The sequence below is a fragment of the Halomonas sp. WWR20 genome, from assembly GCF_054602495.1.
Genome location: NZ_JBTRHR010000002.1, coordinates 244,736 through 262,578 on the forward strand (window position 1 = coordinate 244,736; position 17,843 = coordinate 262,578).

Consider the following 17,843-nt stretch of genomic DNA (forward strand, 5'->3'; position numbering starts at 1 on the left):
GAACTCGACCGCTTTTTTGTGGAATGTCATTTTAGTTAATGGGTCGAGGAAAAAAGTCCGATTTACCTGCAGCTAATCCACCAGAAGTCGCCGTAGTCGGCAATGAACGGAGACCGGTTCAATATGCTTCAGATCAATACTGGCAAGTTGTTTACCCGTGGCGTAGGACGCACCAACGCTCTTCGAGGGGTACTGTATTCTAACGGATGGTTTCACCTCAATGATGTTGAAACGGCAGCCGGAACGCTTCGTGCTACTGGAGGCGAACGCGGCGATCTTGCAGTGGTCTATGAGCTGGAAGAACGGATCGAGGAAGCGAAAGTGGAGCCTGGCGTTCTAGTCTCGCACGGCGTCAGCCCTTACCTGCGCGACTTTGCAGTTCTGGCCTCTTTTGGGTTAAACCTCATCGTATCAACAGACGTAAATGTGGTTCAAAGACTTACAAACAGTCAGTTCAGATTTTCATCGTACAGCCCACCCAAGGATTTCGTTAGCCGGTTCTTTGACCCCCAAGTGGTCGCTGGTCCCGATGAATGTGAAGAGTTTGCCGATCTAGTGGACAGTCTTCTGGCTCTCGAAAGACGGCATTTTCTCGCAGCGACGCGAGCAGTCAAGACCTACGTCGCGGCGCTTCACAGCATCCCGGATGATCTAGGATTGTCATACACATTAATGGTCTCAGCCGTTGAAACCCTTGTAAAGGATTTCGATGGTTTCCAGTCTAATTGGACTGATGTCGACGAACGAAAAAGAATGGCCGTGGACACAGCTCTGTTAAACGCATCCACCGAGACAGCGGAAGCGGTCCGCGCTGCGATTATGAAAGCCGAGCACAATGCGATGGTACGGCGTTATCGTGAGTTCATCATGTCCAAAATTGGAGCTTCGTATTTCCGGACTGTCGGTGTCTCCTCCAATCGTGCGGTATCCCGACGCGAGCTGCCTTTTGCTCTACGGCAAGCTTATAGACTGCGTTCTCAGTACATACACTCCGCAATGCCATTGCCGGACGCGTTGACCATGCCGCATGGTCACAGAGAAGTTGCTGAAATCGAACGCAGACCGGTACTTACAATACAGGGTCTCGCAAGGGTCACTCGACACGCCATTCGACGCTTTATTGCTGACGGGCCGAAAGTTGAAACCGAAGAGTATGACTACAGCTTAGAACGCGCGGGTGTTGTCAGCATGCAGATGGCACCTCAATATTGGGTCGGGCGCCCGCTCACGGATGCTCTACAAGCTCGCAGACGACTCGAAGGATTTCTCGGTCAATTGGCGGCTCTTGAGCGCGGCGATGCCAATGCGATGCTTACTGATCTTAGAGAGGTGTTGGGTGACATATAGAAGCTGTTACCGCAAGCTCGTAATAGTGTGAAGCCCGCTCTTTACGTGCTCTATGTCGTCTTTAACGCTGTGGTTTCCAAAGAATCCCAGCGACCCGACTGGCAGCTTTTTATGGAAAGGCATGCAGCAGTAGCTGAAGCACCATCTGGAGATGTTCTGATTGGCCGCACCCTACTTGGGTCGACAGACGGCTGGTCTCTCTCAACGCATCAAGTGGCGTACGACCAATACTGGAGTGAACGTTTAACGAAGTCTGGATTGCATGCACCTCGCATCTTTGAAGCTGCTGCAGCACTCGTCTTGGCGGAGCGATATAGGCAGGGTGGCGATGACGATCAGTGCAGAAAACTCATTGCAGAGGCGGTTGAGTGTCATCCTGGTCACGAAGGCTTGCAGCAGTTCGAATCTCATCTAAAGATCGACAAACCCATCAATTGGCGGGAAATTCTTGCGGAGAAAACCACCGTAGATAAAACATAGTCGATGAATGTCTGCTCAGGGCGCGCTGCGCCGCGGCACTAGGATTTATAATGAAGGTTCGTTAATGGCCGATAGCGTGAAGTGACCCAAACCCGCCCTTCGCAGATGACTACTACCGGCCATAAAAAGGTATCCGGAACGAGCAAGGGGTAGTATCACACCGGAGGTGCCCCAGCAGCCATCCATAGATACCGTCAGGCAGCTGAAGGATTAGGCATCGCCAAGGCCAAATATTTCCGGCACGCGCTCAAGGAACTCCCTGCGCCACTGGGATCGCTTCCTGCGCAGGGTTTCGGCGCTGTACTGGAAACCATGCTCTTTCAACAGTTCTGCGACATGCTCGTCAATATCTGCTCTAGTGCATATTCCCTTGGCCTCCAGCGATTTTTTGTGTTTGTATCGGTATCTATAAACGTTCTCAGCTATAAGTCCTGCCAAGCAGAATAGAAGAGTCTTTTTTGTCCTTATGACCTTCCGGCGCATGCCATGACTCACTACGAGATCACGAAGGGTGGCTGGTAGGTTCTCAAGGAACCTTGCGCACTCCACCAAGTCAACATTGCGTTTTCGCCACTTGGAGTCGAGCTTAAGGAGCAAAAGCGAAAGTTGTTTCTCGATATCGTGAGCTTCATCATTGATAGGAACGATCAGCACAAGCGAGTCCAGTACCTGCTTGCCATATACGCGAACATCCGCTCGCTCCGAATCAACAATACTACGCCGAAGTATCCGAGTCTCTCTGTCATCCCCGCTATACATGAGAGTCGAAACTCGCAAAAACCAAATCGTCATTTCTTTATGAAATACATCGGCTGGAATTATCGGCGTTTTTACAGCTTTAGGTGAGAAACGGGCGTCACTGACTAGGCCGTAGTAGTTTAGTTGTGTATATGTTCCAAGTGCGCTTAGGCTTGTCATTGTTCTCGCATTAATCGCAAGGTCACCCCACGAGTAGCTTTGGTCTATCTGTAGACAGATACGCTCTGCATCAGGTAACAGCTCAGCTACGAGCTCATTCTTCTTGATCCGTTGCTTGTCCGCCGCTATTCGCTCAGCCTCTTTTTCATAGCGTGTGACTTCAACTGTTATCTCTTCGTCAGTGACATGCCCCGGACGCCTAGCCAGCCCCATAATGCATGCAGCTAGAGCTGGTACATGAAACGGGAATTGCTCCTGCTTTCCAAGCGCGCTAATACACCTACGCAACCTTGCCGCTATCGCTCTACGGTCAGCTCGAGCCTCAAATTCTCTCTTAGCCTCTGTCACTAAAGTCCTAGCTATCAGGTGAGGCGCTGCCGTTTCCCGGTGTAACCGGGCCAGGTTTGTATTCGCAGGCAGCACCGCCCAGCCACCCAAGAGATGACCGACTCGCTCTGCCTCAGGCAGCCGGCGAGTCTCCTGAAGCGCATCGAGAATTTGTAGTCCGGCAATCTCCTGGTCTCTTTCTGATTCGAAAATGTCCGAGCATTCGGCAACCTTCTCCTTGACCGACTTCGCCAAGTCGTCAAGACGTGTTAGCCCATCGCCTTCCTCATGCTGCCAAGTAATCGCTAACAGAAATTGGAGCTTTGCGTCCATCAAGCTGATGGCAGCTGACTCTAATTCTGATTCTCTATATTTTGTCAAGGGTATCTTCTCGCGCCGTAATCATGAGATTTTAACCCCTATCTTACACAGGCAATATCCTCATCGGTGGCATCACCAACAACCCAAACGAATGTAAGGAGGTCAACCATGTTGACGAGTCTCACGAAGAAAGTCTCCGGAACCGCTGGCGAAGCGCTTGAAATAGCAGCGTACAACCGATTGCATGACCGTTACGACAACGAGGAGGTGGTGGCGGCGATCATTGAGAGCGAGCTCCACACTGCAGGCGAAACTATTGAGTCCTTCGGTATCTATCTGCGCGTGAAAACGAAAGTCCAAAATGACGAGATCAGCATCGTAAGGGCGGCGAAGGAAACAGAGTCGCTTGCAAAAGACTATCTATGCGCTACCGGATTTACCGAGGAATAGCCTTACGGCTGAAGCCTGAATACCTGACAGCCACAGTCGACGCATAGAGGACGGCGACTGTCCCCTTCTGGCCGGTAGAGGCGGCCTGATTCAGGCCGCCTCTGCTCTTGCTATGCTTCTGTTTGTTCAGCCATCTCCAAAGCATCATCTACCTCTATCCCAAGGTATCGGACAGTACTTTCCAGCTTCGTATGACCCAAGAGCAGCTGAACGGCTCTCAGGTTTTTCGTCCGACGGTATATCAGCGATGCCTTGGCACGGCGCAGCGTATGCGTGCCATAGATTGAAGGATCTAGGCCAATAGAGATTACCCAAGCTTTGACGATACGAGCATACTGTCGTGTCGACAGGTGCACTGAGCTACTGAGGCGGCTCGGGAACAAATAGTTCTCGCTTCGAAGCCGGGCGCGCTGAATCCAATCGGCCAAGGCCTCGCGTGTCTGCTCGGTTATCTCAAATTGCACTGGCTGTTGTGTCTTCCGCTGCATAACGATGGCCCTTGGTGATACGCGCTCACCATGAGCAATATCACGGACACGTAAAGTGACCAGGTCGCAGGCCCTCAGCTTGCTATCTATCGCTAGGTCAAATAGCGCTAGATCGCGTGTCTTCCCGGCGAGCTGCAGCCGAACACGAATGGCCCAGATGTCTTTTAAGCGAAGTGGTGTTTTTTGACCGACCAGCTTGCCTTTGTTCCAGGGCTCACGAATTGCAGTTGTTGAAGCATTCATGGCATGGTTCTCCACAGGTGGAGAGGAAAGTGTGGCTCAACCCATGCCTAGCGAGGACTCGACCACGCTACCAGTCGCGGGGCGACCTAAAGCGGGCATGGCGGAAAAGGCGGCATGCGCGTTCAAGTGTGGTGGTTGTCATAAATCAGCTGATAAGATATCCCTTACTGCGATGAAATTCATAGACATCATTCGGTTGATACTACGTGAGCGCCCCAGCGGGATGACCCCGCAGGAGATTCGTGACCAGATCAAAGCAGAGTATCCCGACCGGTATGGAACGGAGGCTCATGTCCGGAACGTTGACAAGGGTCACTACAACAATCTTGATCATGCCCTCTTGGCGGAAATTTACATCACTACGCGTCAGGCTTCCGACATATACTCTGATAAGTCAACCAGACCTATGACGCTTTCGCTGGAGCCAGCCTCGACCATTGATAATTCAATTGAGGCCGAGGCCTCGGATTCAATCGAGAATGAAGACCTCAACCGATTGGAGAAGGGGGTCGGTACCGTCTACGTTTTAGGTAGCAATCTATTTACGGAAGCTGGTGCTGAAATCGTGAAGATCGGCATCACCACTGGAAACGTTGATCAAAGAATTCAGCAACTCTACACTACCGGAGTTCCAACTAAGTTCCGAATACTGCAAACCTATGAAGTTCAGAACTACGCTGAGCTTGAGCAGGCACTTCACAAGCTTCTAGATCCTTATCGCATTAATCGGGCAAGGGAGTTTTTCATCGATCAATGCATTCCTTACATTGGAAGAGTCGTGGCTATTCATACTGAAATCCAAGGTGCTAAATCGTAGAGAGCGTGATGGACAACTAGTCGCTGCACGTGACGATTGATCCATCGCGTACTTTTGATATCGAACAATCACGCATCTCTTCAAACGCACCTGAGCTCAAGTGTTACATCAAAATCAGAATCGTATGAATGACCGCTTTTGGCCGAGAGCGGACTTCCTCTAAACTCCCATGGGTACAATATAAGGTAAAAGACATCTAAAAGATGCCAAAGAGAGCAAGCCCCATGGTCGGTAGTGAGCGAAAAGCTGCATCGGCTATGCCTTGTTGGGCAGTGAGCCGAATAGCGATTCAATTCGACTCAAGCGTCAAGCAAAGCGTCTCTCGTAGTCTCGCTACCTGCCCCGAGAACAAATGTGCCCTTTGTAGTTTTACTACAACGACTCATGCAGCTAATGGCGCTTTGTGGCGCATGTCGCTCTGATCCATAGTGAAATCACGGCGCAGGGCAGGGTTTCGCTACCCCCGACTCACTGACCTGACGCTCTGCTAACGCTGAGTGCCATGCATTTCTTGATCCAGGCGCCAGAAGCGCAGGTCTTGAAACGCTTACGACCTTGCCACAGTGCAGCCTTGGGCGCTTATCCGGCCCGGCATACGTCACTAAAGGCACCAGAACGCCATCACGGATGGCAGCCCCAAGGCGGAAACTCCCTTGGGGGTGTGATGACCTAGCATGAGGAATGAAACATGAACTGCACCGAACTCGCCCAGCAAGCCGAACTTCTCGCCAGTAGTTTCAGCAAGCAGGACCTTGCCAAGCTGGTGGTGGCCCTGAAAGCCAGCGGCGACTCCCTGCAGCATGCCGTCGAAGTGATCGACACCATCAATGCGTGTCAGGGCTACACTCTCGATCAGGCCTGGGAAGAAGTACTCACCGGCGAGACGCGCGTCATGGTCGCCAATGACGATTGATGTGATTGTTCTGGCATGAGCCCTTATCCTCGGGGGGTAATTTCCGAGGGCAAGGACTCATGCCGTCTGGAGCCGAGGCTGCACTCGGGCTTGCGACTTGACCGGTGGACTTCACGGTAGTGTGATGGGGGCCATAGTCATGCCCGCCCAGAGGCCCCCATGCGAAAGATACTGCTCGTCGACAACGGTTCCCTGCGCCCTCAGGCCACGCTCAATCTGCGTCGTCTTGCCCACGCCTTGAGCCAGGCCACCGGCGAGTCGGTCGAGGCGGCTTCCCTGCTGCACTCCTACAAGATTCCTCCCGAGAAGCTCGACGGCCAAAAGGCTATAACGTTGGGGCCGTTGGCCGAACGACATGCGGCACAGGGCGTGACCGAGTTGCTTATCCTGCCGTTCTTCTTCGGCCCCAGCCAGGCGTTGACCCAGTACTTGCCGGAGCGTTTGGCCGAGGTACAGGCCCGCTACCCACGGTTAAGCGTCAAAGTGGCCCTGCCCTTGGTCGACAGCCAGGCAACGGTGGACTTGCGCCTGGCGCAGTTGCTGGCGGACAACGTGCGTGAACGGTTGGCGGGCCTGTCGCGGCCCAAGGTGGTGCTGGTCGATCACGGCAGCCCGATCCCGGAGGTCACTGCGGTACGCAACTACCTCGCCGGGCAGCTGAGCGTGCTGCTGGCCGATGAGGCCGGCTGCGTCACCTTTGCCTCCATGGAGCGCCGCGACGGCGAGGCCTACCGGTTCAACGAGCCGCTGTTGGAAGATCTGCTGACCTCGCCGGCACTGACCGACAGCGACGTGATCCTGTCCATGCTGTTCCTTTCCCCGGGTCGTCATGCCGGCGAGGGCGGCGATATTGCGGAAATCTGCGAACAGGCGATGTCACGATCTCCCGGCCTGAACGTCACCAAGACGCGGCTGGTGGGCGAGAACGACGCTATCGTGGATATCCTCGCCACCCGCCTGCAGCAGGTCCTTGCCGGCGGGCCGCTACTGGCGGAACTGCCAGCCACTGGCGCCAACGCCGTCACATGACCCCCAGCCCCGGCATCGGCCGGTTGAAGTCGCGACGCGTGCACCTAGCCCAGGGTCTCCAGCACACGTCGAAACTCCTGCCGCCAGGCCTCGGCATGGCGTGCCGGATCAGCGGGAAATCGCCCCAGTGCCACCGCCAGATCGAAGAAGCCCTGCGCCGGCAGGCCCTCCCCCTGCCGGCTGACGACCAGCGCGGCGACAAAGAGCCGGCCTTGTGCCGCGTCCTCGCGCATCAGGGTTTCCAAGGCCTGGGCCACGCGCTGGATGGTCCGCGGCGGGCGCAGCGCGAGTGCCTCGGCGAGCTGTTGGTAGGTCATCGGCAACGTCTCGCGAGGTGCGGTTTCGAGGAGATGCCGGGCCTGGGCGGGCAGTGGGGGGTTATCGGTCATGATGCACTCAGGCGTTCGGATCGAAGAGCTTCACTTCGCGAATGTCGACGCGCTCCCAGACCCGCCCGGTCATGTAGGGCTCAGTCTCGAGCCAGGCGTCTAGAGCCTGCCGGTCGGTAAAGCGGAAGTGGGCATTGGAGCCGATCATCTTGCCGTCGTCGTTGAGGATCGCCCCGCCACTGAGGAATTTCCCTTGTCTGGCGAGTTCGCGCACGCCTGCCAGATGCGCGTCGCGATTGGCCAGGCGGCGCTCGAGCGCCTCCTTGTCCGTATAATCGTAGGCCACCACGGCGTACTGTTTCATGCTCTACTCCTGTCATTCATGCGTTATCAAGGATGCATCGCATCATGCCTCAGGCCTGCTGACGAAATAAACCGACATTGGCGGCATACCCAAGGACGCTTGTAACGTTCTGGTCTGGCAGTTGCTGGTGGCTCTGCCATGCCTGGGGTAGGTGAGCCAAATAACTCAGGAATGGCACCGCCCGGTCATCGAATCGCGCCAGGCTTGGACCTGATTGCCGAGCGCGACTATGTTGAAAACTGAGCGCTGAATCGACGCTCAGGAAGAAAATCCCAAGGAGGGACACAATGACGACCGATAACGTGACTAGACTGAACGCGGATGTCGTTGACATCCTGACTGCTGACCACCGGGAGATGACGGAGCTGCTCGGCCAGGCCTCGCAGACCCCCGATGCCAACCAACGCCGGGACTTGGTCGAAACGGTGATTGCCGAAGTGATGCGTCACGCCGTCGCCGAGGAGATGTACGTCTACCCGGTGATGGAAAAGGAGCTGCCGAACGGCAAGGAAGAAGTCGAGCATGACAAGCAGGAGCACGACGAGATCGTCCAGGTGATGAAGAAGCTGGAAGATGCCGATGCTGCCGATGCGAAGTTCCTGGGGCTGGTCCAGGAACTGGACAAGCAGTTGCGCCACCATGCGGACGATGAAGAATCCGACCAGTTCCCCAAACTGCGTGCCCACCTTTCCGGCGAACAGCTCGTGGACATGGGTAACAAGGTACAGAAGGCCAAGCAACTGGCACCGACCCGCCCGCATCCCAGCGCCCCGCATTCCGAACTCTTCCATAAGAGCGTCGGGCCAGGTGTCGGCATGATCGACCGGCTGCGTGACAAGCTCACGGGACGTCAGACCGGCTGAATGGAGAAGCCTTCTCGGAGGTTATATCCGCGAAGCGCTTTAGACCGACTCTGTACAAGCACTTCACTTCGAGACGGGACATTCATCCCGTCTCGCATATTCGCCAGCCCAGGCATGGCTTAGCTACAGTTTACCGGAAGGTATCTGCAGACGAGCATGGAAGGGCTTATGGCGATCCGAAAATCATCGCAGTCTCGGCGTGGCCGTCAGGCCGAGCGACCGACACAAATTCCCTGGGCGGGCTGGCTGGATGTGCTGTGGCGAGTCAAGGATAACGTCGGCCGCGACTATATTCCCGTCCTGAGTGCCGGCATCGCATTTTATGGCTTACTGGCCACTTTCCCGATCATTGCGGCAGTTATTGCCGTATGGGGATTATTGTTCGACCCCAGCCAGATTGCCCAGCAGATTTCATTGATCAGTCAATTACTTCCGCCCGAGGCAACGGACATTATCGGACAACGAATCGAACAGACTCTCGAAAACCTGGGAACGAGTATCAGCCTGACTGCGGCCGGCGCTCTTGCACTGGCTATCTACAGCGCCTCCCGGGGCATGTATTGGCTCATGCAGGGACTGAATTCCGTTTACGGGGAACAGGAGCGCCGGGGTCTGATCAAGAAGATTGCCGAGACGCTGGCGCTGACCACGGGTGCGATATTCATGACGATAATTGCGCTGGGGTTGATCGCACTGATCCCCATCATCACGAGCGTACTCCACATGAATGACACCCTTGCCATGGCTATCGGGCTCTTGCGCTGGCCGCTCTTGATGATCATGGTCATGCTGGCCGTGGCGATCATTTATCGCTATGCCCCGGATCGCCAGGAACCGCGCTGGCAATGGATCAGTGTTGGGTCGTTGCTCTCGGTCACATTGTGGATAACGGGATCTATCGGCTTTTCCCTTTATGTCAGCAACTTTGCCAGTTTTGGCCAGGTTTATGGATCGCTGGGTGCCGTCGTCGTCCTTCTCATCTGGTTCTGGCTGTCTGCCTTTACCGTTCTGCTGGGGGCAGAAGTCAACAGCGAAATCGAGCATCAAACGAAACGCGATACGACAACTGGCGAAAGAGAGCCGATGGGAGAGCGTAATGCTTACGTTGCAGACACGGTAGGTGAAGATAAAACACGCTAACGTCAGGCGGCTAACGGTTATGCGACGGGTATTGCTGGACGAGGGGCATTGAGGCACCTGATGTCGATAGGATGTTTGGCGATGGGTCCGGACAAGCGGTCGCATCGCTACCGGGCTGCCATCTCTTGTTGCCGGTGGGGTGCGTCATGATGTGCCCCCCTTGGCCTTGGCAATGATCCTCTGGGCGCGCGCTACGACAGGGGCATCGACCATCTGCCCTTCGATGCTGAAGGCCCCTCCATGCTGATCCGCCCCTTCCATGACTCTTCTTGCCCAGGCGACCTCAGCTTCGGAGGGAGTAAACGCTTGGTTGATCGGTGATAGCTGTTTGGGGTGAATGCACAGCATCCCCGAAAAACCCATTTCCTTGGCCCGTTTGGCTACCTGCCCTACCGCCGCAGTATCTTCAATCGAAGGATGCACGCTCTCGACCGGTGGCAACAAACCTGCCGCAAGCGAGTGAACCAGCAGCGCATAGCGGCTCTGGTCCAGGATTTGCTGCGCGCCCGGTGTCCCAGGCTCCAGCCCCAGCTCCGCACACATGTCCAGCGCCCCGAAGCTCAGCCGCTCCACTCCCGAGGCATAGACCAGCGCGGGCAGTGCCAGGAGCCCTCGGGCCGTTTCGATCAGGGGCCACAGGGGTTTGTGGCATGCCGCTGCCGCCTCTAGAGACTGACAGGACTCTGTCTTGGGAATGACCAGATGCGTGATAGCGTCATGGTGTGAACACAGCGCCAGATCGGGCTCGTAATGCTGGGTACCGGGGGCATTTACCCTCACCAGGATCCTGGCCTGCGGATTGCGGTTCAGGAACGTGTCGAGCGACTCCCGGGCAGCCGCCTTGTCGCTCTCGGCGACGGCATCTTCCAGATCGACGATGACGGCATCGGCCTCACTCGCCCACGCCTTGGCGATACGTTCCGGCCGGGTGGCCGGAACGAAGAGAATGGAGCGCAGGGCATCCGGACTCATAACAGCTCCATCAAATGACGTTGTTTTCTTTCAGGTGGTGGATGGCTTCGCGGTCGTACCCCAGCTCGGCCAGGATCCGCTCGCTATGCTCCCCCAATGCGGGTACCGGCTGCATCTGCGGAGCGAATGCGCTGTTGCGCCCCGGTGGCAGCAGCGCCGAAATTTCGCCGGCGGGACTGCCGACGCTCGCCCAGCGCTGGCGCGCCTTGAGCTGCGGATGCGCCCAGACGCCGTGCATGTCGTTGACATGGGCATTGGCGATCTGCGCCTCGTCGAGCCGGGTCAGCACGTCATCCGCGCTCAGCGCGGCAAACGCCTGTACGATGAGTGCCCGCAGTTCGTCACGGTGGGCGGAGCGCCGGGCGTTGGCGGAAAAGCGTTCATCCTCGGCCAGCTCGGGCTGTTGCAGGACCTTCTCGCAGAACACCTGCCACTCGCGCTCGTTCTGCAGGCCCAGCATGACGGTTTGGCCATCGCCGGTGGGAAACGGCCCGTAAGGGTAGATGGTGGCATGCGCAGCACCCGCCCGCGGCGGCGGCTCGGCGCCCTCGAAGGCGTAGTACATGGGGTAGCCCATCCACTCGACCAGGCTCTCCAGCATCGAAACGTCGATGTGGCTGCCGATGCCGGTGCGTCCGCGCAGCAGCAGCGCGGAGAGGATGTTGCTGTAGGCGTACATGCCGGCGGCAATGTCGGCGATCGAGCAACCCGCCTTAGCCATGCCCTCCGGCCCCGGGGCGCCGGTCGTCGACAGGAAGCCACCCTCGCTCTGGATTAGCAGGTCATAGGCCTTCTTGGCGTGGTAGGGGCCATCCTCGCCGTAGCCCGAGATGTCGCATACGATCAGGCGCGAAAAATCGGCGTGCAGCGCTTCGAAGGACAGTCCCAGCCGGGCCGCGGCCCCCGGCGCCAGATTCTGCACCAGCACGTCGGCCTGGGCCAGCAGGCCGTCCAGGATCGTACGGGCTTCGCCGTGCTTGACGTCGAGCGTCAGGCTCTCCTTGGAGCGGTTGGTCCACACGAAGTGGGACGACAGGCCGTGGACCCGTTCGTCGTAACCGCGGGCGAAGTCGCCGACTCCGGGGCGCTCGACCTTGATGACCCGCGCGCCCATGTCGGCCAGCTGCCGGGTACAGAAGGGCGCGGCGATGGCATGTTCCAGGCTGACGACGGTGATGCCGTCCAGGGGGCGCTGGGGAGGGACTGGTGCGCTCATGCGTCGGCCCCCTTGTTTTCACGAGTGTTCTCGCGCGCCGGGATCTGGAGTAGCGGCGCGACGCGCGGCTGGTCCCGCAACCGCCAGGCCCAATCGATCAACTGGTGGGCTTCGGTGGCCGACGCCGCGCCGGAAAAGGCCGCCAGGCGCCGGAACTTGTCTTCAAGCTCAGCCCTCGACAGGGTATTGCCAGGGTCGCCCTTGGGATCGTCGATCGCCTGGCTGAATGTCTGCCTGTCCCGGGTGGTCACCGCGACGCGCCCCAACCACTTCTTGGGGTAGGCAGCGTCGACCTCCGGGTCGAGCTGCATGCTCACCCGCTCCATGAACGCGATGACCTGGTCATCCTCCAAAGCATGGTGCTGGAATTCTTCGAGACCCGCCTGGCCATGCACGGCGATCAGCCCCAGCACCGTGCCCATCGAGAACTTGGCCTGGTGGATCGAGGTGGGCCGGGTCACCGGACCCAGCACGTCGATGGCCGCCTGGTGCACGCGGGCGCTCACGCGTTCGATGTCATCATGCCTCAGGCCATGCGCCTGCATCAGCTCGAGCAGCGCATCGGCGGCGGGATGGGTGTGCCGGCACGAGGCATGGAACTTGAACGAAGTCTCCTCGAGCGCCCAGCGCTCGCCGAGGCGATCCGTCAGGTACTGGGCATCGGCATCCTGCGACATCCCGGCGGCCATGCCCTGCTTGCCATCCAGGATGCGCTGCGCCCCGGTCAGGCCCTCGGCGGTCAGGTAGGCGGCCAGCAACCCATCGGAGGCCGCCTTGGCGGTGTGCAGCTGCTTGGAGTGCGCCCCATCGCGCAGGAATTCCCACAGCCCGGCGGCCTGCGTGCCGGCACTGCCCAGCACGTGGACGAAACGCGCCTCGTCGAAGCCGAGCAGCTTGCCGACCGCGACGGCGGCGGCCAGCGTGCCCACGGTACCCGTGGTGTGGAACGTGGCGTAGTGCGAGCGGCCGAGGAACTCACCGATGCGAATCCCGGCCTCGTAGCCGGCCACGGCGGCCACGATCAGCTCGCGGCCCGAGGCGCCGATATCCTGGGCGGCCGCCAGCGCGGCGGGAAAGACTACGGTGCCCGGATGCAGCACCGAGCTGTTGTGCAGGTCGTCCTGCTCGACGACGTGCGAGGCGGCGGCGTTGACCAGCGCGGCGAAATGCGGCGACGTCAGCCGGCGGTCGGTCAGCGACTCGCTGGCGCCGCTCGCCGGCCCCATGCGCTGGGCATAGCGTTCGAACAGCGGGATCGGCGGCTGGCCCTTGCCGGCCAGCGCCGAACCCAGCCAGTCGAGGCACAGCTCCTCGCAGCGCGCCACGACCCGCTCGGGCAGGGCCGGGTAATCGAGATCGGCCAGGAAAGCGGCCAGGATCCGGGTGGGATGGCTCATCGGGCGTCTCTCCTAGAAGGACCGCGGCAGCTCGAGCAGGTGCTCGGCGACGTAGGACAGGATCAGGTTGGTCGAGATCGGCGCGACCTGGTAGAGCCGGGTCTCGCGGAACTTGCGCTCGACATCGTATTCGCTGGCGAAGCCGAACCCGCCATGGGTCTGCAGGCAGACGTTGGCCGCCTTCCAGGACGCCTCGGCGGCCAGGTACTTGGCCATGTTGGCGCTGGCCCCGGCGGGCAGACCGTTGTCGTACTCGTGACAGGCTCGCCAGCGCATCAGGTCGGCGGCCTCGACCTCGATGTGCGCCTGGGCGATAGGGAACTGGATACCCTGGTTCTGGCCGATCGGCCGGCCGAATACCTCGCGGCTGCGGGCATAGTCGCTGGCTTTCTCGATGAACCAGCGTCCATCGCCGATGCATTCGGCGGCGATCAGCGTACGTTCGGCGTTCAGCCCATCCAGGATGTAGCGAAAGCCCTTGCCCTCCTCGCCAATCAGGCTGTCCACCGGAATCTCCAGATTGTCGAAGAACAGCTCGTTGGTCTCGTGATTGACCATGTTGGTGATCGGCTGCACGGTCAGGCCGTTGCCGATCGCCGCGTGCAGGTCGACCAGGAAGATCGACATGCCTTCCGACTTACGTTGCACCTGGTCGAGCGGCGTGGTGCGCGCCAGCAGGATCATCAGATCGGAGTGCTGAATGCGCGAGATCCACACCTTCTGACCGTTGATGACGTACTTGTCGCCCTGTTTGACCGCGGTGGTCTTGATCTTGGTGGTGTCGGTGCCGGTGGTCGGCTCGGTGACCCCCATCGACTGCAGGCGCAGCTCGCCCGCGGCGATCTTCGGCAGGAAGTGGCGCTTCTGCGCCTCGCTGCCGTGGCGCAGCAGGGTGAACATGTTGTACATCTGGCCGTGCACGGTGCCCGAGTTGCCCCCGCAGCGGTTGACCTCCTCGAGGATGACCGAGGCCTCGGTCAGGCCCAGGCCCGAGCCGCCGTACTCATCGGGGATCATCGCCGCCAGCCAGCCGGCCTCGGTCAGTGCAGAGACGAACTCCTCAGGGAACGCCTTGCGCTCGTCGACATTGCGCCAGTAGGCCGCATCGTAGTGACTGCACAGGCTGCGTACGCCGTCGCGGATGGCCGCCAGGGCCTCGGTGTCATGCGTAAACATCAGCCATTCTCCTGGTAGTGGATTTCCGCCTCGTGAGCCGGCCCATCCTCGTTGAAGGCCCACAGCGAGGCCCGGCCGGCCGCTTCATGGCGACCGGCGACTTCAAAGTCGCCGTTGGCGATCAGCGGACGCAGACCGCGATAGGTCAACCGTGTCGGCACGGCATGGGGATGAGCGTTGCGGAAGGCCTGGACCATCAGTGTGGCGATCATCGGGCCATGCACCACCAGCCCGGGGTAGCCTTCGGTCTCGGTGGCATACGGCCAGTCGTAGTGGATGCGATGACCGTTGAAGGTCACCGCCGAATAGCGAAACAGCATGACCGGCGTGGGCCGCACGGACTCCGTCCACTCGGGCTCGGGCAGCGGCGTGTCCAGCGACAGGCGCGGCGGCGAGGGTTCCCGATAGACGATGTCCTGCTCTTCCTGAATGCAGGTCTCGCCCTGCTGGGTGTAGTGATGACGCACCGTGACGAACAGCAGCTTGCCGGTCCGGCCCTGCTTCTCCTTGATGGACGCGATGGTCGAGTGTCGCGTTGCGGGTGTACCCACGCGCAGCGGCTGGGTGAAGTCCAGCCGGCCACCGGCCCACATTCGGTTGCGTCCCTCGGCGGGCGGCAGGAAACCACCGCGCGCGGGATGGCCATCCCGGCCCAACTGCGCTGGTGCCACCGGTGCCTGGAAGAAGGCCCAGTGCCATAGAGCAGGCAAGGGCTGCCCGCTGGCGGGGCATGGCAGGTCGAACGTCGCCGCGATGCGTGTGACCAGTGCTTCACTCAGCGTGTCTTCACTGTGCTCCTGATGATTGATCCAGTCGCTGATAGCCGCGTCTGACATATCCTGCCCTCCGGTGATTGTCACCTCAGGATGCGCAGGATGGGACCTTTAGAGAATTTGCTTTTGCATAAGGCCGTGTTCTGCTGAGCCGAAGGCCCGAACTACGGCCTGCGTTTCAGCCAGCCCTGCGAGTCATATGCCATGCACTTCGATCTACAGGACCTGCGGCTATTCACTCATGTCGCCGAGGCGTGCAGTCTGACTGGCGGCGCCCAGCGTGCCCACATTTCCACGGCAGCGGCCAGTACCCGCATAAAAGCGCTAGAGGGGCAGTTGGGCAGCCGCCTGTTCTATCGCAGCAGCCAAGGCGTGGAACTCACTCCGGCGGGTGACCGTCTGCTGCGCCATGCCCGCGCCATCCTGCGCCAGGTCGAGCACGTCAAGAGCGACTTTTCGGGCTACGTCGATGGGGCGGCAGGACATTTACGTATCTTCGCCAATACCACGGCGGTGACCGAGTTCATGCCCGAGGTGCTGGCCCGCTTCTTGGCCACCCGACCCGGCATCACCGTCGACCTGCAGGAGCGCCTGACCCGAGACATCGTGCGCGGCGTGCTGGATGGCACGGCGGATCTAGGCATCGTGGCCGGGGTGGTCGAGGCTCAGGGACTCCAGCTGTTGCCGTTCAGCCTGGATAGGCTGGTGCTGGTGGTGCCCCAAGGGCATACCTTGGGGAACAGGGTCCGGGTCAGCTTCCACGAGACGCTGGCTTACCCGCATGTCGGTCTACACGATGGCAGTACCCTGCTGCAGTTCCTTCGGGATCAGGTCAAGGACATGGGCAAGAACCTGCCCCTGCGGATTCAGGTGCTCGGCTTCGAGCCGGCCTGCCGCATTATCGAGGCGGGGGTGGGCATCGGCATCCTGCCCGAGTCGTGCGCGCTTCGCTATCAGCATACCCTGTCCATCCAGTTGGTCGCGCTGGACAATGCCTGGGCCCAACGCGAGCGCAGCATCGTGGTGCGCGAACTCGAGGCACTGCCCAGTTGCGGCCGGGCACTGGTCGAGGCGATTTTCGGCCACGAGGGGTTCTCTCCCCCCGCCTCCTTTACAAACGACACGACCGACCCGGCTGAGCCGGCGTAGCGTTCACCTGACGCTAACCCCGGTTTGCTCAAATACGAATACGCCTCTCCATGAGGCTGTGCCAGCATCGAGAGAATCTGGTCCGGCGGGACTGGATGCAACAACCATTACAATGACAAGGAGTTGCCTCATGCCAACGCTCAAGCTCGCTTCACTCACCTCGCTTGCCGCCGGGATCATGCTGGCCGGCTCGGCCTTCGCCGCTGATCCAATCACCATCAAGTTTTCCCATGTGGTCGCCGAGAACACGCCCAAAGGCCAGATGGCCGAGAAATTCAAGGAACTGGTCGAGGAGAGTTCGGTCGGCGATCAGGTCGAGGTCGAGGTCTATCCCAACTCCCAGCTCTACGGCGACGATCAGGTCCTCGAGGCCATGTTGCTGGGCGATGTCCAACTCGCCGCGCCGTCGCTGTCGAAGTTCCAGAAATACACCGACCAGTTGCAGGTCTTCGATCTGCCGTTCCTGTTCGAGGACATGGACGCGGTCGAGCGCTTCCAGAACAGCGAGACCGGCCAGCAATTATTGGCGTCCATGCAGGACAAGGGGCTGTTGGGACTCGGCTATCAGCACAACGGCCTCAAGCAGCTCTCGGCCTCCGAGCCGCTGCGCGTGCCCGAGGACGCCGCTGGCAAGAAGTTCCGCATCCAGACCTCCGATGTCCTGCAGGCGCAGTTCGAGGCCATCGATGCCGCACCGCTCAAGAAGCCATTCTCCGAAGTCTTCATGATGCTGCAGACCGGGGCCATCGATGGTCAGGAGAACACCTACTCGAACATCTACTCCCAGAACTTCTACGAGGTGCAGCCCTACATCACCGAGTCCAACCACGGCGTCATCGACTACATGGTGGTCACTTCGGATCGCTTCTGGAATGGCCTGCCGGATGATGTGCGTCCCGTGCTGGAAAAGGCCATGCAGGAAGCCCTCGACTATGGCAATTCGATCGCCGCCCAGGAGAACAAGGAGGCCAAGCAGGCAATCGTCGATTCCGGCAAGTCCGAGATCGTCGAGCTGACCCCCGAGCAGCGCCAGCAGTGGGTCGATGCCATGAAGCCGGTATGGGAGCAGTTCTCGGATGCCATCGGCCAGGATGTGATCGACGCCGCCCAGGCCGTCAATCAGGGTTGATG

The 17,843-nt window shown here is 59.3% G+C and carries 19 protein-coding genes; 10 read left to right on the forward strand and 9 right to left on the reverse strand.

Annotation, left to right across the window (positions count from 1 at the left end; translation table 11 throughout):
• The first annotated feature begins 123 nt into the window (after positions 1-123).
• Both ACW4DH_RS04445 and ACW4DH_RS04450 read left to right on the forward strand, forming a co-directional pair.
• Positions 124-1,347 (forward strand): hypothetical protein, encoded by a 1,224-nt coding sequence (locus ACW4DH_RS04445; protein WP_459635154.1) that lies wholly within the window; start codon positions 124-126, stop codon positions 1,345-1,347.
• A 27-nt stretch (positions 1,348-1,374) separates the two neighbouring features.
• A complete protein-coding gene (locus tag ACW4DH_RS04450) occupies positions 1,375-1,827 on the forward strand; it encodes a hypothetical protein (protein ID WP_459635155.1) in 453 nt (150 codons plus the stop codon).
• A gap of 210 nt (positions 1,828-2,037) precedes the next feature.
• On the opposite strand, the gene ACW4DH_RS04455 is transcribed toward ACW4DH_RS04450, so the two are convergent.
• Complete coding sequence (locus tag ACW4DH_RS04455) at positions 2,038-3,453, reverse strand: hypothetical protein (protein WP_459635156.1); 1,416 nt, start codon at positions 3,451-3,453, stop codon at positions 2,038-2,040.
• Between the two features lie 108 nt (positions 3,454-3,561).
• Between ACW4DH_RS04455 and ACW4DH_RS04460 the strand changes: the two genes are divergently transcribed.
• Positions 3,562-3,843: a hypothetical protein gene (locus ACW4DH_RS04460; protein WP_459635157.1), complete on the forward strand. Its 282-nt coding sequence runs from the start codon at positions 3,562-3,564 to the stop codon at positions 3,841-3,843.
• A 110-nt stretch (positions 3,844-3,953) separates the two neighbouring features.
• On the opposite strand, the gene ACW4DH_RS04465 is transcribed toward ACW4DH_RS04460, so the two are convergent.
• Positions 3,954-4,574 carry a tyrosine-type recombinase/integrase gene (locus tag ACW4DH_RS04465; protein ID WP_459635158.1) on the reverse strand — a complete coding sequence of 207 codons (621 nt, stop codon included), beginning with the start codon at positions 4,572-4,574 and terminating at the stop codon, positions 3,954-3,956.
• Here ACW4DH_RS04465 and ACW4DH_RS04470 point away from each other — a divergent pair.
• The 3 genes from ACW4DH_RS04470 (at position 4,573) to ACW4DH_RS04480 (ending at position 7,333) form a co-directional block, all read left to right on the forward strand.
• Positions 4,573-5,391: a GIY-YIG nuclease family protein gene (locus ACW4DH_RS04470; protein ID WP_459635159.1), complete on the forward strand. Its 819-nt coding sequence runs from the start codon at positions 4,573-4,575 to the stop codon at positions 5,389-5,391. The two genes, ACW4DH_RS04465 and ACW4DH_RS04470, sit on opposite strands and share 2 nt — an antisense overlap.
• Positions 5,392-6,079: 688 nt before the next feature.
• Positions 6,080-6,304: a hypothetical protein gene (locus ACW4DH_RS04475; RefSeq protein ID WP_459635160.1), complete on the forward strand. Its 225-nt coding sequence runs from the start codon at positions 6,080-6,082 to the stop codon at positions 6,302-6,304.
• A gap of 159 nt (positions 6,305-6,463) precedes the next feature.
• On the forward strand, positions 6,464-7,333 hold the full coding sequence (locus ACW4DH_RS04480; protein ID WP_459635161.1) for a sirohydrochlorin chelatase: 870 nt from the start codon (positions 6,464-6,466) through the stop codon (positions 7,331-7,333).
• Positions 7,334-7,377: 44 nt separating this feature from the next.
• On the opposite strand, the gene ACW4DH_RS04485 is transcribed toward ACW4DH_RS04480, so the two are convergent.
• Complete coding sequence (locus ACW4DH_RS04485) at positions 7,378-7,722, reverse strand: hypothetical protein (protein ID WP_459635162.1); 345 nt, start codon at positions 7,720-7,722, stop codon at positions 7,378-7,380.
• A gap of 7 nt (positions 7,723-7,729) precedes the next feature.
• The gene (locus ACW4DH_RS04490) at positions 7,730-8,026 is read right to left on the reverse strand and encodes a YciI family protein (RefSeq protein ID WP_459635163.1); all 297 of its coding nucleotides are present in this window, start codon (positions 8,024-8,026) and stop codon (positions 7,730-7,732) included.
• 287 nt (positions 8,027-8,313) lie between these two features.
• Here ACW4DH_RS04490 and ACW4DH_RS04495 point away from each other — a divergent pair, with 287 nt between their 5' ends.
• Both ACW4DH_RS04495 and ACW4DH_RS04500 read left to right on the forward strand, forming a co-directional pair.
• Entirely contained in the window at positions 8,314-8,889 is a 576-nt protein-coding gene (locus ACW4DH_RS04495) for a hemerythrin domain-containing protein (RefSeq protein ID WP_459635164.1), read from the forward strand.
• 168 nt (positions 8,890-9,057) lie between these two features.
• Complete coding sequence (locus tag ACW4DH_RS04500) at positions 9,058-10,029, forward strand: YihY/virulence factor BrkB family protein (RefSeq protein ID WP_459635165.1); 972 nt, start codon at positions 9,058-9,060, stop codon at positions 10,027-10,029.
• Positions 10,030-10,173: 144 nt separating this feature from the next.
• Here the strand turns inward: ACW4DH_RS04500 and ACW4DH_RS04505 are convergent, their stop codons facing one another.
• Genes ACW4DH_RS04505 through ACW4DH_RS04525 form a run of 5 tightly spaced genes read right to left on the reverse strand, consistent with a single transcriptional unit; the run spans position 10,174 to position 15,626 of the window.
• Positions 10,174-11,001, reverse strand: coding sequence for an HpcH/HpaI aldolase/citrate lyase family protein (locus tag ACW4DH_RS04505; protein WP_459635166.1), 828 nt, complete (start codon positions 10,999-11,001; stop codon positions 10,174-10,176).
• Between the two features lie 10 nt (positions 11,002-11,011).
• Entirely contained in the window at positions 11,012-12,217 is a 1,206-nt protein-coding gene (locus ACW4DH_RS04510; RefSeq protein WP_459635167.1) for a CaiB/BaiF CoA transferase family protein, read from the reverse strand.
• Complete coding sequence (locus ACW4DH_RS04515; RefSeq protein WP_459635168.1) at positions 12,214-13,614, reverse strand: MmgE/PrpD family protein; 1,401 nt, start codon at positions 13,612-13,614, stop codon at positions 12,214-12,216. The genes ACW4DH_RS04510 and ACW4DH_RS04515 overlap by 4 nt, the downstream gene beginning before the upstream one ends.
• Before the next feature lie 12 nt (positions 13,615-13,626).
• On the reverse strand, positions 13,627-14,790 hold the full coding sequence (locus tag ACW4DH_RS04520; RefSeq protein WP_459635169.1) for an acyl-CoA dehydrogenase family protein: 1,164 nt from the start codon (positions 14,788-14,790) through the stop codon (positions 13,627-13,629).
• On the reverse strand, positions 14,790-15,626 hold the full coding sequence (locus tag ACW4DH_RS04525) for an HTD2 family dehydratase (RefSeq protein WP_459635170.1): 837 nt from the start codon (positions 15,624-15,626) through the stop codon (positions 14,790-14,792). Before ACW4DH_RS04525 ends, ACW4DH_RS04520 begins: the two co-directional genes overlap by 1 nt.
• Before the next feature lie 141 nt (positions 15,627-15,767).
• Here ACW4DH_RS04525 and ACW4DH_RS04530 point away from each other — a divergent pair, with 141 nt between their 5' ends.
• The gene (locus tag ACW4DH_RS04530) at positions 15,768-16,712 is read left to right on the forward strand and encodes a LysR substrate-binding domain-containing protein (protein WP_459635171.1); all 945 of its coding nucleotides are present in this window, start codon (positions 15,768-15,770) and stop codon (positions 16,710-16,712) included.
• 130 nt (positions 16,713-16,842) lie between these two features.
• On the forward strand, positions 16,843-17,841 hold the full coding sequence (locus tag ACW4DH_RS04535) for a TRAP transporter substrate-binding protein (RefSeq protein WP_459635172.1): 999 nt from the start codon (positions 16,843-16,845) through the stop codon (positions 17,839-17,841).
• Positions 17,842-17,843 lie beyond the last annotated feature (2 nt).

What these genes read in the sequence shown, in the direction of transcription:
- ACW4DH_RS04445 (WP_459635154.1), top strand. Translation starts at nt 124, where the DNA reads ATGCTTCAGATCAATACTGGCAAGTTGTTTACCCGTGGCGTAGGACGC.
- ACW4DH_RS04460 (WP_459635157.1), top strand. Translation starts at nt 3,562, where the DNA reads ATGTTGACGAGTCTCACGAAGAAAGTCTCCGGAACCGCTGGCGAAGCG.
- ACW4DH_RS04470 (WP_459635159.1), top strand. Translation starts at nt 4,573, where the DNA reads ATGGCATGGTTCTCCACAGGTGGAGAGGAAAGTGTGGCTCAACCCATG.
- ACW4DH_RS04465 (WP_459635158.1), bottom strand. Translation starts at nt 4,574, where the DNA reads ATGAATGCTTCAACAACTGCAATTCGTGAGCCCTGGAACAAAGGCAAG.
- ACW4DH_RS04475 (WP_459635160.1), top strand. Translation starts at nt 6,080, where the DNA reads ATGAACTGCACCGAACTCGCCCAGCAAGCCGAACTTCTCGCCAGTAGT.
- ACW4DH_RS04480 (WP_459635161.1), top strand. Translation starts at nt 6,464, where the DNA reads ATGCGAAAGATACTGCTCGTCGACAACGGTTCCCTGCGCCCTCAGGCC.
- ACW4DH_RS04485 (WP_459635162.1), bottom strand. Translation starts at nt 7,722, where the DNA reads ATGACCGATAACCCCCCACTGCCCGCCCAGGCCCGGCATCTCCTCGAA.
- ACW4DH_RS04490 (WP_459635163.1), bottom strand. Translation starts at nt 8,026, where the DNA reads ATGAAACAGTACGCCGTGGTGGCCTACGATTATACGGACAAGGAGGCG.
- ACW4DH_RS04495 (WP_459635164.1), top strand. Translation starts at nt 8,314, where the DNA reads ATGACGACCGATAACGTGACTAGACTGAACGCGGATGTCGTTGACATC.
- ACW4DH_RS04500 (WP_459635165.1), top strand. Translation starts at nt 9,058, where the DNA reads ATGGCGATCCGAAAATCATCGCAGTCTCGGCGTGGCCGTCAGGCCGAG.
- ACW4DH_RS04505 (WP_459635166.1), bottom strand. Translation starts at nt 11,001, where the DNA reads ATGAGTCCGGATGCCCTGCGCTCCATTCTCTTCGTTCCGGCCACCCGG.
- ACW4DH_RS04510 (WP_459635167.1), bottom strand. Translation starts at nt 12,217, where the DNA reads ATGAGCGCACCAGTCCCTCCCCAGCGCCCCCTGGACGGCATCACCGTC.
- ACW4DH_RS04515 (WP_459635168.1), bottom strand. Translation starts at nt 13,614, where the DNA reads ATGAGCCATCCCACCCGGATCCTGGCCGCTTTCCTGGCCGATCTCGAT.
- ACW4DH_RS04520 (WP_459635169.1), bottom strand. Translation starts at nt 14,790, where the DNA reads ATGTTTACGCATGACACCGAGGCCCTGGCGGCCATCCGCGACGGCGTA.
- ACW4DH_RS04525 (WP_459635170.1), bottom strand. Translation starts at nt 15,626, where the DNA reads ATGTCAGACGCGGCTATCAGCGACTGGATCAATCATCAGGAGCACAGT.
- ACW4DH_RS04530 (WP_459635171.1), top strand. Translation starts at nt 15,768, where the DNA reads ATGCACTTCGATCTACAGGACCTGCGGCTATTCACTCATGTCGCCGAG.
- ACW4DH_RS04535 (WP_459635172.1), top strand. Translation starts at nt 16,843, where the DNA reads ATGCCAACGCTCAAGCTCGCTTCACTCACCTCGCTTGCCGCCGGGATC.